General features: G+C 34.4%; 8 protein-coding genes and 1 pseudogene. 3 read left to right on the top strand and 6 right to left on the bottom strand.

Annotation, left to right across the window (positions count from 1 at the left end):
* Positions 1-5: 5 nt before the first annotated feature.
* The 4 genes from H611_RS0105675 to H611_RS0105660 all read right to left on the bottom strand — a co-directional run bounded on the left by H611_RS0105675 (position 6) and on the right by H611_RS0105660 (position 6,089).
* Positions 6-3,236, bottom strand: a complete 3,231-nt coding sequence (locus H611_RS0105675; RefSeq protein ID WP_027137441.1) for a SusC/RagA family TonB-linked outer membrane protein — start codon at positions 3,234-3,236, stop codon at positions 6-8.
* Between the two features lie 6 nt (positions 3,237-3,242).
* Complete coding sequence (locus tag H611_RS0105670) at positions 3,243-4,790, bottom strand: hypothetical protein (RefSeq protein WP_027137440.1); 1,548 nt, start codon at positions 4,788-4,790, stop codon at positions 3,243-3,245.
* A 587-nt stretch (positions 4,791-5,377) separates the two neighbouring features.
* A complete protein-coding gene (locus H611_RS0105665) occupies positions 5,378-5,764 on the bottom strand; it encodes a hypothetical protein (RefSeq protein ID WP_157515058.1) in 387 nt (128 codons plus the stop codon).
* Entirely contained in the window at positions 5,745-6,089 is a 345-nt protein-coding gene (locus H611_RS0105660; RefSeq protein ID WP_027137438.1) for a hypothetical protein, read from the bottom strand. The genes H611_RS0105665 and H611_RS0105660 overlap by 20 nt, the downstream gene beginning before the upstream one ends.
* A gap of 198 nt (positions 6,090-6,287) precedes the next feature.
* Between H611_RS0105660 and H611_RS0105655 the strand changes: the two genes are divergently transcribed.
* The 3 genes and pseudogenes from H611_RS0105655 (at position 6,288) to H611_RS14835 (ending at position 11,360) form a co-directional block, all read left to right on the top strand.
* Complete coding sequence (locus H611_RS0105655) at positions 6,288-10,331, top strand: hybrid sensor histidine kinase/response regulator transcription factor (protein ID WP_027137437.1); 4,044 nt, start codon at positions 6,288-6,290, stop codon at positions 10,329-10,331.
* Between the two features lie 90 nt (positions 10,332-10,421).
* A pseudogene (locus H611_RS15025) lies at positions 10,422-10,962 on the top strand (IS982 family transposase); the annotation flags it as partial.
* A gap of 95 nt (positions 10,963-11,057) precedes the next feature.
* The gene (locus H611_RS14835) at positions 11,058-11,360 is read left to right on the top strand and encodes an OsmC family protein (protein ID WP_211223790.1); all 303 of its coding nucleotides are present in this window, start codon (positions 11,058-11,060) and stop codon (positions 11,358-11,360) included.
* A 295-nt stretch (positions 11,361-11,655) separates the two neighbouring features.
* On the opposite strand, the gene H611_RS0105645 is transcribed toward H611_RS14835, so the two are convergent.
* Together H611_RS0105645 and H611_RS0105640 are read right to left on the bottom strand one after the other, a co-directional pair.
* Complete coding sequence (locus H611_RS0105645) at positions 11,656-13,110, bottom strand: RagB/SusD family nutrient uptake outer membrane protein (protein ID WP_027137436.1); 1,455 nt, start codon at positions 13,108-13,110, stop codon at positions 11,656-11,658.
* A gap of 12 nt (positions 13,111-13,122) precedes the next feature.
* Positions 13,123-16,185 carry a SusC/RagA family TonB-linked outer membrane protein gene (locus tag H611_RS0105640; RefSeq protein ID WP_027137435.1) on the bottom strand — a complete coding sequence of 1,021 codons (3,063 nt, stop codon included), beginning with the start codon at positions 16,183-16,185 and terminating at the stop codon, positions 13,123-13,125.
* Between the last annotated feature and the right edge of the window lie 233 nt (positions 16,186-16,418).

Raw genomic sequence — 16,418 nt, 5'->3', positions numbered from 1 at the left:
AGCTGTTAGAATTTTAATTGAACTGATAAACTGTATGTTCTATTTTTAGGATAGGCAGAAAAATCTAAATTACGAATCAATGATCCATTACTTGGATTATCTAACTGGTTAATTGAACTTCCTACTCCAACTTCTGGATCGAATCCTGAATAATTGGTCCATGTAACCAAGTTCTGACCAGATAATGCCAGCCTTAAACTTGTAAATCCGGTTTTGGCATCCAATGGTAAGTTGTAGCCTAAAGTTATTGTTTTTAACCTTAAATAACTTCCATCTTCAATAAATCGAGTATCCCCTTTAAAACCTGCTCGTGGATAGGTTGGGTTGCCATTTGCCCAATGCGCTGCCACATCTGTGTCTGTATTCCATGGCGTCCAGGCATCTGCCGCCCCTGCCAATCTACTAAAACTATTATTTATAGGATATTCCCATAACGCCTTATTGGCATTAAACACATCAAAATCATAAGACCACTGCATCAAAACAGATAAATCGAAGTTTTTATACTTAAAATCGTTTACAAAACCACCAAAATGTTTTGGATGTGGATTCCCAATGGTTTTGCGATCATTTTGATTAATAACCCCATCTCCCGCATCAGGAATACCATCTCCATTGGTATCGACCGTAAGTTGGTCTACATATTTTACAGATCCAGGGCCTACTCCTACTCCGTAACTAGGTAAACCATCCTTTAAAGTATAAGGGCTTGCAGGATTTGAATCATCATAAATAAAATCATCTACCTGATAAAGACCATCATATTCTAAACCATACATCATTCCAACGGGTTGCCCAACTTCTGAAATGTAATAGGTTTCATTTGAAGTAAAACCAAGTTGGGGATTAGACTTTATAAATTCTTGACCATCATTTAAACTGAGAATTTTATTTTTGTTAGTAGACACATTTATACTAGAACGCCATTTAAAATCTTTAGAATCAACAACCAATCCTGAAAGTGTTACTTCAAATCCTTTGTTCGATACCGCACCAACATTCTGTTGTACAGTTACAAATCCGGTGCTTAAAGCCATATTAGCATTCAGCAGAAGGTCTTCGGTCTTTTTTTCATAGTAATCTACAGTTCCTGATAATCTTGAATCAAAAATTGAAAAATCTACCCCTATGTTTGTTTGTGCCGTAGTTTCCCATCTTAAATCCGGTACAGCAAATGTAGTCTGTATAGCACCTGGCTGAAAAACCTCGTCATTACCAAACACATATCCTTGGGAAGGAACAATTCCAAATTGGTTAATAGAGGCATAATTTGGAACTCTATTGTTACCAGTTAATCCCCATCCAACTCTAATTTTAAAACTGTTTATAAAGTTAACATTGTCCATAAACCCTTCTTTAGCTACTTGCCAGGCTCCTGAAAACGAGGGAAAATACCCCCATCTATAATCGCCTTGAAACTTAGAAGACCCGTCACCTCTAAAAGTAGCCGTTAACAAATATTTGTTTTTATTAAGTCCAATATTGGCTCTTCCAAAAAACGATACTAACTTATTTTGTGCCGCATTTGTTGTTGCTATGGTAGGTTGTGTTGCAATATTTAAGTTGTTAATACCGAACTCATCTGTTGGCAAATTTTTATTCCAAAGCCTTGATTCGAACAACGTGTTGTGCACATACTCAGTTCCAAATACCGCATTAAAAGCATTACGGCGTACTTTTCTGTTAAACGTAAGGGTATTAGACGAAGAGAATGTTGATCTTTCGTAACCATCAATTCGGCCGTTAATACCATTAGGAGATCTTGATCCTTGTTGTGTATCTAAAGAATAAAATAATTCTTCCCTACCAATGGTTGTATTAAAACCATTAGTGGTTTTAAATGTTAAATCCTTATTTATGTTATACGTTATGGATGTGTTCACACGAATGTTATGCGCCTTGTCCTCTCGTGTGGTTCCTTTCATATCACGTATTGGATCAAACAAATCGAAAAAATCATTGTCGTTTACACCAGGTATATAGCCCCCTTCACCTTCCAATTCTCCTGCATCGGGATTCAAAGGATCTACGGGTCTAAATAAAATAATCTTTTTTAACAGCTGATTTGAACCACCAATTCTCAATCGGGCACCTCTTCTATTTGAGTTCGCATAGTTTATGGATCCCCAAAAATTTAGTCTATCATTTGCCTGATGGCTAATGGTAAAGTTATTATTCCATCTTTTAAAACCTGTGGTAATCAAAACACCATCCTGATTTACTATACCACTGGAAAAAGATACCGATGTTTTATCGTTACCGCCTCTAACGGATAGATTTGCACGTGTCATATGTGCCACGTTAAAAGCTTCGTCCTGATAATCTACACCTTTTACATTTCTATACAATTCTAGATCTCCCCATTTTTTATAAATAAAATTTAAGAACGAACCGTCCTCATCAGGTAAAAACTGGTACCCATCTTTAGCAATAGCTTGTGTTTCAAGATATTTAACATACTGATATGGACTTAATACATCTATGGTTTTTGTGATTTCCTGTAAAGAGGTTGAAACATCGAGAGTCACTTCAGTTTTTGAATTGGTTTTACCAGATTTTGTAGTAATTACTATTACCCCATTGGCTCCTCGGGAACCATAAATAGCCGTAGCAGAAGCATCTTTTAATACTTGAAATGTTTCTATATCTGATGCAGATATCGTAGCAGGGTCAAAATCTTCTAGCGGCAAACCATTTATCACATATAATGGACTATTAGAGCTGGTAATAGAGTTTCCTCCTCTTATCACAATATTTAAAGGTTCCCCGGGGGTCCCTTCATTTGAAGACACATCAACACCTGCTATTCTTCCCGTTAAGGCCTCGTCGAAATTGGCAGTTATTACGGACTCTATTGTTTCAGCCTTTAACGTCGCTACAGATCCTGTTAAATCCTTTTTAGCAACCGATCCATACCCAACTACCACTACTTCATCTAGTTGGGCTACATCCTCTTTTAATGTAACATTAATTACTGTTTGATTAGCTACCGTAATGGTTTTGGACGTCATACCAATTATGGAAAAATTTAAAATATCTCCTGTTTTAGCTTTTATAGAATAGCTCCCATCAAAGTCAGTCATAGTTCCTGTTGAGGTCCCTTTAACAATAATGTTTACTCCAGCAAGTGGTAGTTTATCTTGATCTGTAACGGTTCCTGTTATCATCGTATTTTGTGAATATCCTAACAAGGAAACAAAAAACGTTACTATTAATATGTATATATTATTTTTCATAATTTATTATTGAATTTCTTTAGCTACATAGTGTAGATCTGATATGTATAAATTGATTCTAACTTTGTCAAGGGAGGCCGTTGAAGGAAAAACAACTGGCTCATCATATGATGTTTCTTGCTTGAAGGCAATAGTAAAATTGCTTAGACCCCCATAGTCAGCTAAATCCAATTTACATTTAACCCAACTGTCGTAAGCATCTACGTTAGCTTCTCTAGTGCCGGTAAACGGGTATGGCGTTCCTAAAAACTCCGTTTCTGTACCTGCAATTTTACAAGTTAAATCATCATTAACCTGTGTCCATTCCGTTGTAGCCACATCACCAGTATAATTATCGGTAATATATGCCAAGAAGCGTAATGGCGTTTCTTTTCCTGTGAAATAATCTTCAGTATCCGGGAAATGATTCTGCTTTATCCAAAATACCAACTCTGATTTATAACAACCTGAATATGCTACTAAATTAACAGCATCAGCAATAAACCAGGATTCAAATGGTTTGTTTGAATTTGGACCTTGCGTAAAATATCTTAAACCCGTGATTCCGTCAACACCAGCCTCTGCTCTTGTGTCTAAAGCTTCTTGTTCATTAAGTTGCTCTGCACCTGGACATGTTCTGTAAATTTCTTTTTTAACAAATCCCTTTTCTGCAGACCATCTACCTATATCTACAGAATAACCATCACCACCTGCAGCCGTATTGTTATTAATAGTTGCCTTTAATTTTGGATAAAAGAAATAGTCTATCTCACGTTCTAATTCAACTGGTTGATTAGATAAGACAGCTATAAACCTACCATCATATACCAATGGTACCGATGGATTGCTTTCATAAATTAATTTTATAACTGGGCTTAAGTATTCCGTTTCCGTAATAGTATAAGATGAGTTTACAGAAATAGCTCCAGTCACTGGGTCTATAGATAACTTTTCTTGGTCAGATCCCAATTCAAATCTAACATTATCTCTTCCCCCTAGTATTTCAGCTGCTTCTGAAACAGTTCCTGCGCCAGTTACAAAATTTACTTTAAATGGACAATAACTTATTCCATCCGCCCAGCCTACTTGTAAATGAAGAGCATTTTCAAAAATTACCGACTCTATTTGATTGTTAATTTTAACTGATGCCTTAATGGAAAAGTAATAGTCTCCATTAGCAAATGGATTGCCTTCTTCAATGATTATTTTGCCTGCTTCGGCTATGTCCGGAGTAATAATAATAAACTTATCACCTTTCAAACTGAATTCTGTTTCTATAAGCTCATAGTTTACAATACTTGCCGCATTTAAATAAGTTTCATCTAAAATAACACCATCTTTAGCAATGCTTACAATTTCGAACATAACCGGTTGGCCATTCGAGTCGTAAGTTGGTGCAGCCGTTTCCATTTGGCTAAATGCACTATATCCTATGATGTCTGGATATGAAAGATTAGTAGGCAATACTGATCCATTTGTATCTTTTCCAAAAGAACTTTGATCTTCACAACCCTGAAATGAGAAAATTGTAAAGACGACAAGACATAATAATCTTGTTAATGTTAATTTATTCATTTTAAAATTAGTTTATTCAAACATTTAATTATGGATAAATGTCTCGTTAGTCAAAAAATTAAGTTTAGTTTTAATTATCTTTCAATCTTTAAGAAAGATGCTATTTAATGGTACTGATTTCTTCATTGTTTGGTTATAGTTTTAGTTGGTTTTGGTATTTATTTTTAGTTCTAAATAGAACTTATTACCTATTTATAAAAATGTTTCAGTGGTTAAGTAAAAAAGTAGAGAGTCGTTTTAAAACACTTTAATACAACAACTCTACCTCTTAAACTAAAAACTAACTACTAAACATTTTATTAATTTAAACAAACGCAAATTCTATATAAATACCTTTTAAAAGGTGGGTAAGATTCATTTTCTTTAGGGGGATAAATTCATTTTAACCAAAATTTCACCCCTTATTTTAAACACTTACAAGATTTTATCTCTTATTTTTAAATAATTACCATTATTACATTAATTTATAATTATAGCACTGCCAGAAAAGCAACCTTCAATAATTCTATAAAATGATTTTGAATTTCAACCAAATAACATATTACTTCTGGTTACAGGGTATTCGATAGAAATAAAATATATTCCTCTTAATGCGTAATCACTTTAGTAAGTTTTAAAACTGTAATAGAAGTGGAAGGCAATGTGTAATTCATAATTTGATTATCGACAATAGAAACATTGTCTATCGTTCCCAAAGTTGGGTTAGTATCCCTTTCATCATTCCCTTTAAATTGCCATACCTCATCTGTTTTATAAATATTACAAGAAGTAATCGATAGGTCAATACTTTTAGAAGACGTTTCTTTATTAACTAAAAAGATATTTAAATCCTTCGTTACATAATCATAGCATACATAAATCACCACCGCATAATTATCACTGCTAATCAGTACAAGCTTATCCTTAATAAACATTTTCCACAATTTAAAAGGTTGGGCGACAGGTAAAAGACTATTATATAATACGCGCTGCAATATTTGCAGCCCAACCAACCCAATGATGCTTAGTAGGATCTGGGTTTAAAGGATGGGCGGTCCAAGCATAAAAGATTGATTTCTTGCCTCCCGGATACCGAATACGTTTTGCTCCTATTTCAGTCATCGCAGTAATCAGAGACTGTGCTCCTACTGCTCTATCATCGCCATGATCAGCCGCAGCGTTTAGGTTAATATCATATTTATCACCCACACCAGAAGCTATAATCGTATTAGTGTTTACATAAATATGAACTTGAGCTGATGCAATAGAATGAAAAATAAATTGCAGAATAACAATAAAAAAAAGATTCCGTATTATCATATTTAGTTATTTACGATAAATATTATCGTTTAATTTAAAAAAACAACTAAAACTATCCTTTAATTATCCCAAAAGAGGGAAAGATTCGTTTTTAGTGGTTAGACAAATTCATTTTTAAGCAATAAAGTATACAGAATCATTTCTAAATTGAATTAATTTTTTCATTTTTATAAAACCAACTAAATTAATAGCAAAATTTTGAATCGAATACGTCGTTATCACATCATTATAATTATCCTATTATTTGCTAGTAATTGCTTTACCCAAACACAACCTGTATTCAAAAAAATTGGTCCAGAACACGGATTATCATACACAAGAGTAACTAGTATTGTGAAACAACAACATGGGTATGTATGGATTGGTACAGGTAACGGTCTTAACAAGTTTGACGGTAAAAAAATAAAGGTATACAATGAGCAAAACAGCAATCTAACATCAAATAATATAACAGACCTATTAATCGACAGTAAACAACGTATATGGATAGCAACTTCAGGAGGACTTAATTTATACAATACTCTTAAGGATACATTTGTAACTTTTCAAAAAGGTATTGAATCATCATTTCCCTCCAATGAAATTAATACCATCTTTGAAGATTCCCACGGTAATCTTTGGCTAGGTACTAACAATGGTTTGTCTTTATATATCGAAGATGAAAATAGATTTATTAATTATACCCATGAAATCAATAACGAATATTCTATTAACAATAATATCATCAAAAGTATCTATGAAGACGTACATGGTAATCTATGGGTAGGCACCTTGGGAGGAGGTCTAAATATGTTTGAAACTGATAAAAAAATATTCAAAAAAATAACTTCCCCAGCTGATATTACTTCAGATTTTATAAATGTTATATCAGGAATTGACGAAAATAGAATATTAATTGGAACTAATGGTTTTGGTCTATTAATTTTTGATATTACCAGTCTAAAATTTTCTAAAATTGAACTTCCTAGCAACCAAACCATAAAAATAGTACGAAGCATAAAAAAAGATATAACTGGTAATCTATGGGTAGGAACAGATGGTAGTGGCTTATTTAATTTCAAAACTATAAAACCTAAAGACAGTCAATTCATTATTTATACATTCAATGCTCAGTTGGAATCATCTATTTCTAGCAATTCTATATACGAAGTTTATGAAGATGAAAACCGTAATTTATGGATAGGTACCGCTTGGGACGGCGTTAATGTACTAAGCCAAAATGAAAATTACCAACTTTTATATGGCACTACTATAAATGAAGTGCCCTCACCCGTCCTATCTGTACTTAAGGATGCTAATCTTTTAATAGGCTTAGATGGAAAAGGCTTATCAGTTTTAAGTGGAAAAGGTAAAGTTAAAAAACGGTATAGTAAAAATCATAAAAAGCATATAGGTGCCGACTACATTCAGTATATAAAAAAAGGGGACGATAATACCTACTGGCTAGGCTCTTTTGTAAATGGATTGATTCATTTTAATCCAGCTACCGAAAACTTTATAAATTACAGGTATGCTAATAACAAAAAATCACTCAGCTACAATGATGTAAGATATATTATTGAAGATGAAAAGCACAACTTATGGATTGCTACATGGGGAGGCGGTCTCAATTACTTCAATAAATCCTTACAAACCTTCACACATTATAAAAGTAATGAAAGTGATACCCTGTCTTTAAGTAGTAACAATATTTTATCCATGCAAAAAGATGCCGAACTATTATGGTTAGGCACCAATGGTGGTGGTGTTAATGTATTCAACACAAAAACTAAACAAGTTTCAAAACGCTTTATGTATTCTAAGTCTAATAGTAATACTATAAGTAGCAATTATGTACAATCCCTGTTCAAAGATTCGAAAAACAACATATGGGTAGGCACATCAAAAGGTATAAACTTAATAAATAAGAAAACTGGACAAGTTAACCGCTTTGATCAGCATAAAAATATCCGACACCAAACAGTTTTAGCAATAGTAGAGGATAATAAGCATCAAATTTGGTTTAGTACTAAGCAAGGTATTTACAATTATAATTACGACACCAATAGTTTCAATAGTTTTGAAAACCTAGCCGGAGAATATCATATTAATGCTGCTACTAAAGATGAAAATGGGTTTTTATACTTTGGAGGAGCAAAAGGTCTCATGGTATTTAATCCCGAAAAATTAGCTCCCAAAAGTGTTAACCCCAAAGTTGAATTTACCAGTTTTAAATTATACAATAAAGAAGTTTCTATAGGGGAAAACGACATCCTAAAAAACAACATTTCACTAACAAAATCAATTACTTTAGAGCACGACATGGATGTTATTACGTTTGAGTTTGCGGCCATGCAATTCCCTTTTTCCACAAATTGCGAATATGCCATACAAATGGTAGGTTTTGATAAAAATTGGAGAGAAATAGGACATGATGTAACAGCCACCTATACAAACCTCCCGCATGGAAACTACATTTTCAAGGTAAAAAGTAAAAGTTCCGGAAGTGAATGGGGAGATAATTTCAATTCTATAAATATTAAAATAGAAAGACCATTCTGGTTAACATGGTGGGCTTATATAATTTATTTTTTAATAACTATTCTAATTTTCTATTTATTTAGGAAATACATCATTTCTTGGGAGCAATTAAAGTCTAATCTGGAATTTGAAAGATTATCCCATGAAAAGGATATTGAACTTTATAATATTAAGCAACAATTCTTCACCAATGTTTCTCATGAGTTAAGAACGCCAATAACACTTATAACCGGTATTATAAACAAAATTTTAAGAGAAGGTGAAAGCACATCCGAAAAAACTCCAAATCATTTTAAAGTTTTAGAAAAGAACAGTAAGCACCTGCTTAATTTGGTAAACGAACTATTGGATTTTAGAAAACTGGAAAGCAGCGAAATTAAAATAAAGGCTACAGAAGAAGATTTTGTATCGTTCTGCAAAGAAACCTTTTCTGTATTTCAGGAACAGGCAAATGCAAAAAACATAGCATTTACTTTTGATTGCCACACCTCTAAGATCCCTTTATGGTTTGACAAAATACAAATGGACAAAGTGTTATACAATTTAATTTCAAACGCTTTTAAGTTCACAAACCAAAATGGCTCAGTAACATTACAGGTTGTAGATACCGAAGATAACGTTCGGTTAATTGTAGAAGATGAGGGCACTGGAATTTCTTCAAATAAAATCACCAAAATTTTCGACCGTTTTTATCAGACCGAAATAAAGAACAGTATTAATAATAAAGGCTATGGTTTGGGACTTTCAATAGTTAAGGAGATTATTGAATTACACCACGGTACTATAACGGTAGAAAGTGAAAAAGATAAAGGCACTAAATTTACAATAGAATTAAAGAAAGGCAACCATCATTTTAATACAATTGAATTGGGTGGAAAAGAATTAAATTCTGAAATTCTAGAAAATTATTATGATGTTGAAAGCCATTTAAACAAAGAAAAAGATGATGCTCTTTTTGAGCCTGGTGAAAAGCAAAAACTATTAATAGTTGAAGACAATCAAGACATTCGAGACTATATCAAAGAGTTCCTTCAAGACGAATTTGAAATTCTGGAGGCCGAGAACGGCAAAATAGGTCTCGATATAGCTAAAAAAGAAGCCCCAGACCTTATTATTAGTGACGTTATGATGCCAGAAATGAACGGCATAGACCTTACCAGAATACTAAAAAAAGATGTAGACACTAGTCATATCCCGATAGTACTACTAACTGCAAGAGCCTCTGTAATGCAACAAATGGAAGGCTACAATACAGGAGCAGACGAATACGTTACCAAGCCTTTTAATGAAGACTTATTAAGAAGTAGAATAAAAAGTTTGCTTCGTAATAGAGCGATTCTTCATGAAAAATTTCGATCTGCAGACATCGTTACAATAAGTGAATTGGCTAAAAATGATGCCGATCAGGCGTTTCTTAAAAATTTAATCGATTTAATAAATGAAAACATTGACTCTGATGCCTTAAATGCCGATTTCATTTCAAAACATTTAGGGATGAGCCATTCGGTTATATATAAAAAACTAAAAGCGTTAACTGGTTTATCCCTTGTAGAATTCATAAGGGATTATAAGTTAAAGGTAGCCAAAAAGTTACTTACAGAAAAAGGATGTACCGTAGCTGAAGCTTGCTATCATATTGGATATTCAGATCGAAAATATTTTAGTAAACTATTTAAACAGCAATTTGGAGATAATCCTTCAGCGTTTATTAATAGAGAATAATACTTACCCGTTGTGCATTATGATTTAAAAGAAAAAAGTTGTTCATCTTACTGATAAACAGTAACCTGTTTTAAATATAAAACATTAAAAATAAACAACTTAAATGCAATTTACGAGAGAATTTTGAAAGTTTTACAAAAAATATCGGAAGAACAATTATTGCCCAACCAAAGGCGAAAGCCAAAGTTGAGTGATCTAGAGTTGACCAGCCTTTGCTTGACGGCAGAATATTTTGGCATCGATAGCGAAATGACCTGTTCAGAAAGCCTCCCTAACCGCTTTTAGGTAAGATAGAGCGCAGCGTGTACAATAGAAGAAGACGAAGGTTGGCCTGCCATATCGAGGGCATCCGATTAAAGTTAGCATCCCGTTTCAATGAGTTTGAGGATTTTTTCATTGTAGACAGTATGCCTTTGGAGGTCTGCAAACTTTCAAGGAGCCAGCTCTCTAGAATTTGCAATGAAAAGCGATATACATGACCGAACAAGGACTACTACGCCGCCCAAGGCTCAACTAAGCTTCACGCTGTATATTTCACAGTATTGACCTGTCAACAGCATCGGTGCACGATACTCACTACCTAAAGGACATCCAGGCAAAGCTGAATGACTGTACATTAATTGGAGACAAATAAGCTCGAAAATAATAAAAGCAGATGATTAAAAAAAGATACAAACGCCCTTAAAAGAAAAATATCGCAACGATGCTGGCTCGGCATTAATAACGTTGAAAGCAAGTGGACAAATAGGCGAAGGAATTTCATGTAAAGTAGATACAGGTAAGGCAATGGTGGAGGCGGAGCTTCATCCTGCTACGGGAGGAACTGGACTGCAAGCATGTTCGGGAAATTTGCTTCTCGAAGCGTTGGTGACTTGTGCTGGCGTTACCCTTAATGCTGTTGCTACAGCTATAGAGTGTGACTTTGAAGGACGTATTGTAAAGGCAGAAAGCGATTTGGATTTTCGAGGAACCCTTGGTATTGATAAAGAAGCACAAATTGGTTTTAAAAAAGTACATTTAAATTTTTAACTGAACACTTCCGAAAGGATAGAAAGGCTGCTAAAATTAACCGCGAGGTATTGTGTGGTTTACCAAACTTTGGTGGATGCAACAGAGGTGGATGCAGTAATAGAATCTGTATGAAGCTAAAAAGCAAAAACCCCTATAAATAGGGGTTTTATATGGTGCTTACAGTGTTAAATTAATCTTCTTTTCTGGTGATATGTCCTCATTTTTACAGCCATTAGTAAAATGGCTGTAAAACAAAGACAAAGACTAACTCAAACACTTCATTAAAAACAATTTGCTTATTAAAATCTGTAATCTAATATCCAGGATTTTGTACCAATAAGGGATTCGCATCCATAGCAGGCTGTGGAATAGGAAAAAGAACATGAGTGGATTTAGCAGGTTTTCCTCTTGACACAGCTGATGAAATGAAAGTTCCCATTCTAATTTGATCTTCTCTTCTTAATGCTTCAGAATAAAATTCCCAAGCACGTTCATTCAAAAGATGAGATCTTAATTCATCCTTTGATGTAAAACTTGCCAAGCTTAAATCTGTCAATCCTGCCCTGTCCCTTACTTCATTAATCAAATCAATTGACTGCTGATTTGGTCCATTGAGTTCATTAAGGGCTTCTGCCCTAGATAACAAGATATCTGCATATCTTATAGCTGCTATATCATTGCCATGCTCACTGCCAGCGCCATTTGGGTCAGGCCAGTATTTAAACGATCTTGTGTTATTATTATTCAATAATGACTTCGTAACTCCCTTCTTATTGACATACTCATCAATAATCAGGTTTTTTCTCAAATCACCTGACTCAAATGAATTATAAAAGCTATCATACAATCTATACTGTGCTGCCCAGTTCCTCCATGCAGAATTAAACATAAGCCCAGTAGGTTCATGGTAATTAAACCCAGGAGGAAACGCTCCTGGCATGTAATTACATCCAGGGCCAGCTGCTATTTGTGGATATGAAAGTATGAATTCACTATTTATCTCATTCTCAACGCGGAACATCATTGCATAATCAGGATACAAAGAATAAACTCCCATGTTTATGATGTTTTGAGCCATATCAGCTGCTTTTTGCCATTGCTTTGTATTTAAGTAAAACTTTGTAAGCAATGCCTGAACCATCCCTTTATTAGCTCTCCCTCCTGCAGCTTCCTGACCAGGATCTGGCACATTTGGTAAAGCTGCCAATAATTCAGACTCAATGAACGTTTTCATTTCATCATCAGTAGCTCTTGCAAGCTGAAGCTCGTCTGCTGAACTTGTTCTTAAGGGAACAGGTCCAAACCAAGAATACAAATAGTTATAAGCTAAAGCCCTAACAAATCGCGCCTCGGCAGTATATAAAGCCTTGTTTTCATCCGAAATATTAGCATTTTCAACATTTTCAATAACCGTATTGGCATTTCTAATCCCTCTATAAGGCTTTCTCCACATATCACCGTTCATCCAATCAATCGTAGGGTCCCAAGTAAAACCAATCATTAAAACCGCCTTAAGGTTTTCATTACCACCAGTCTCCCATTCAATATCGGTACACCATTCTAAAATATTTCGCACACTATGGTGTGAATACCCATTTAAATAACTTTCTGCATAGGCAGAAAATAAAACTGACTGAATACCTTCCTGTGTAACAAGAAAATTTCCCGGAGCTAATTGAGAATATACTTTCTCATCCAACGAATCACTACAGGAAAACGAAATGATGAAAAGCAAGGTGAATAAATTCAATTTTAATATTTTTTTCATAATTTTTTTATTTTAAAATTTAACTTTTAAACCAAAAAGAAACGATTTTGCTGATGGATAAGCATTATAATCAATTCTACTTAATGCGCTTCCATTAGGGTTAACTGCAGGATCTATTCCTTTGTAAGGTGTGATGGTTAAAAGATTACTTCCAGTAACATAAACAGAGGCATCTTCTATTGACTTGGTGAATTTTGGAAGCCTATAGCTCAATGTAACAGTTTTAAGCCTAACATATGAGGCATCTAAAATAGTATATGAATTTGCCTGTTTTTGCCCCTGTCCTCCTGGATTAACAAAAGATGGATACACGGTTGAAGGGTTATCTGGTGTCCATCGGTTTAAATAAGGTTCTGCAAATTTGTTTCTCCTGAAATTAATTGGGAAATAGGTGTCAACAAGGTTCTGATTAAGCATACTGACTCCTTCTACCCCTTCAAAAAATATCGCTAAACTTAAATTTTTGTAATCGAATGTATTATTGAACGACCATGTAAAATCAGGGAAGGAATTCCCTAGCACAACCCTATCTTCTGCATTAACAGTACCGTCTCCATTAACATCATGAAATTTAATGTCTCCAGGCGCTACATTATCTGTTGTAACACTAAAATCATCATCTGTTTGCCAAATACCATCAATTTGGTATCCGTAAAACGATCTCAATGTTTGTCCTTTTTCAGTAATAAAAAATCCACGGGTAGCTCCTGCGCTTCCTTGAATAATACGGTCAATTGAACCAATATCCTTAACCTTATTTTTCACAGTAGATATGTTGATGTTTGATGACCATCTAAAATCACCATCTTGTATGTTTCTAGTATTAAGGCTTAATTCAAACCCTTTATTTTGGATACTCCCAATATTTGTAAGTTGAGTATTAAACCCTGTTGAAGATGGAATTGGCAAATTAATCAACATATCAAACGTTTTCTTTTCGTAATAATCAATTGTTCCATTAATTCTCCCGTTAATAAATCCAAAATCCAATCCAACATTCCATTGTTCAGTAGTTTCCCATTTTAAGTCTGGATTGGCAATTCTACTGGCATCTGTGGTAGAAATTTGTGTAGAAGTTCCTCCAACATTAAATACCGCTGTTGGCCCAGCAGCATACGTATCAATTGACTGGTAGTTTCCTATGGATTGGTTACCTGTTTGTCCCCAACTGGCTCGGAATTTCAGTGAGCTTATGGCATCAATATCCTTCAAAAAAGATTCTTCTTTCATCTTCCAGCCAAATGCTGCCGAAGGGAAGTATCCATATTTATTGTTCTCACCAAAACGTGAGGATCCATCTACCCTAAGCGTTGCTGTGAAAAGATATTTATCCTTTAATGAATAGTTTATACGGTTCATATAGGATATCAGTTGGTTTTCAGATCTTCCACTGCCCAAGTTATAAAGAGTGGGGTCTCCTAACCCTAAATTGTCTGTGCCGGTAGCATCCGATGGAAAGCCTCTAGCCTCTGAATATGTTGATTTATTAAAGAACTTTTGAGTGGTATATCCAGCAAGAGCCGTAATTTTGTGAACTCCATACGTCTTATCAAAAGTAACAGTTCCCTCTACTAAATAATTTGAATTGGTAGCCTGAAAAATAGTTCCAATACCACCATTAGCAGCACCATCAAGAGTCGTCCTGTCTATATATACATCTTTTCGCTGATTTGTAATATCGGTTCCCACATTCAGTTTAAAAGAAAGTGATGGAAGTAAATAATAATTAGCGTATACTACTCCCAAAGTTCTATAACTTTTTGTAAAAGACGATTTTCCATTTGCTAATGCCAAGGGATGCTCAAGAGAATGGTATGGTGGTCGTTGATAATCTCCATTCTCATCATACGGCGTCAAGGTTGGGTCATAATTAAAGGCTGCATACAAAGCACCATTATCCAAGTTAGAGCCAAAAGATTGTGCAGGAACTTGATTGTTATCTGTAAAGGTAGTATTCAGATTCATCCCAACTTCCAGTTTATCCGAAAATTTAGAATTAAGATTTAATCGCCCCCCATACCTCTTAAAACCAGAACTTATAACAACACCTTCTTGATTAAAATAGTTTACTGCCGCATAATAATTTGTTTTATCGTTACCTCCCGATAGGGAAAGGTTGTGACTCTGCACTGGAGAATTTTTTCTGAAAATCAAATCTTGCCAATCTGTTCCACCATTTTGTATTTCGGTTACTTCTTCATCAGGATTACCACCTCCATCAGCAATAATATCATTCATGACCTGCATATATTCTTGAGGTGTAAGAACATCAAACTTTCCAATGACATTCTGTAAACCAAAATAAGTATCATATTCGATATTCATCTTTCCTGATCGACCTTTCTTTGTAGTTACCAATACCACTCCATTAGCTCCTCTAGAACCATATATAGCCGTAGCAGAGGCATCTTTTAATATCTCAATGGATTGTATGTCATTTGGATTAATCGAGCTAAGAGGATTGCTTGAAGTTCTTGAGTTTGGGAAACCTGACCCAGTCCCACTTGTAAGAGAAGCATTACTAATAGGTAATCCATCAATAACATACAAAGGTTCTGTTCCAGCTGTGAAAGAACTGGATCCCCTAATATTTATGGAAATACCTCCTCCTGGTTCAGAACTATTCTGAACGACATTAACTCCAGCCGCCCTACCTAAGAGCATTTGATCTACTGAAGCATTAACACCTTGGTTTATGTCTTCAGTTTTAATTGATGTAACAGATCCCGTTAAATCACTCTTCTTAACAGTTCCATACCCTACAACAACTACTTCATCCAGTTGTGCTAAATCTTCTTCTAAAGTAACGTTTATAACCGATTGATTTCCTACCGCTACTTCTTTGGTTTTTGACCCTACAAAAGAAAATACCAATATAGCATTAGTGCTACTTACCTCAATCTCATAGTTGCCATCAAAATCTGAAGAAACACCGTTTAATGTCCCTTTTTCAATTATACTTACACCGGGTAAGGAAGCCTTGTTAGCATCACTAACCGTTCCTTTAATTTTTACCTGAGACCAACTGACCTGGCAGGCTAAAATTAGAAATAAAATTAACAAGTTGTTTTTCATATTTATTATAGTTTAGTTAATTAATTTAAGTTTTGTTTTGTTAGCTTGGTTATTGTTCAAATTATCTTTAAAAAAATATGAGAGAGAAACGGACAGACTCAATATTAAATTAAAAACATGTTAAAACCTTGTTAAAATAATAAATAGTTGCAACTTAAAAATGGATAAAAATACTTATGCGAATATGTCTCCTAGAATAGGTGAATATGTCCCTAATTTTGCCTTTATAAAAC

It is taken from the genome of Gaetbulibacter saemankumensis DSM 17032 (genome assembly GCF_000425645.1).
In the GTDB taxonomy this organism is placed as follows: domain Bacteria; phylum Bacteroidota; class Bacteroidia; order Flavobacteriales; family Flavobacteriaceae; genus Gaetbulibacter; species Gaetbulibacter saemankumensis.
Note: the sequence above shows the minus strand (reverse complement) of the source record. Positions and strands in the feature narration are given on the sequence as shown.

Coding starts and splice junctions, on each gene's coding strand:
- H611_RS0105645 (WP_027137436.1), bottom strand. CDS start 13,110: ATGAAAAAAATATTAAAATTGAATTTATTCACCTTGCTTTTCATCATT.
- H611_RS0105670 (WP_027137440.1), bottom strand. CDS start 4,790: ATGAATAAATTAACATTAACAAGATTATTATGTCTTGTCGTCTTTACA.
- H611_RS0105660 (WP_027137438.1), bottom strand. CDS start 6,089: ATGATAATACGGAATCTTTTTTTTATTGTTATTCTGCAATTTATTTTT.
- H611_RS0105640 (WP_027137435.1), bottom strand. CDS start 16,185: ATGAAAAACAACTTGTTAATTTTATTTCTAATTTTAGCCTGCCAGGTC.
- H611_RS0105675 (WP_027137441.1), bottom strand. CDS start 3,236: ATGAAAAATAATATATACATATTAATAGTAACGTTTTTTGTTTCCTTG.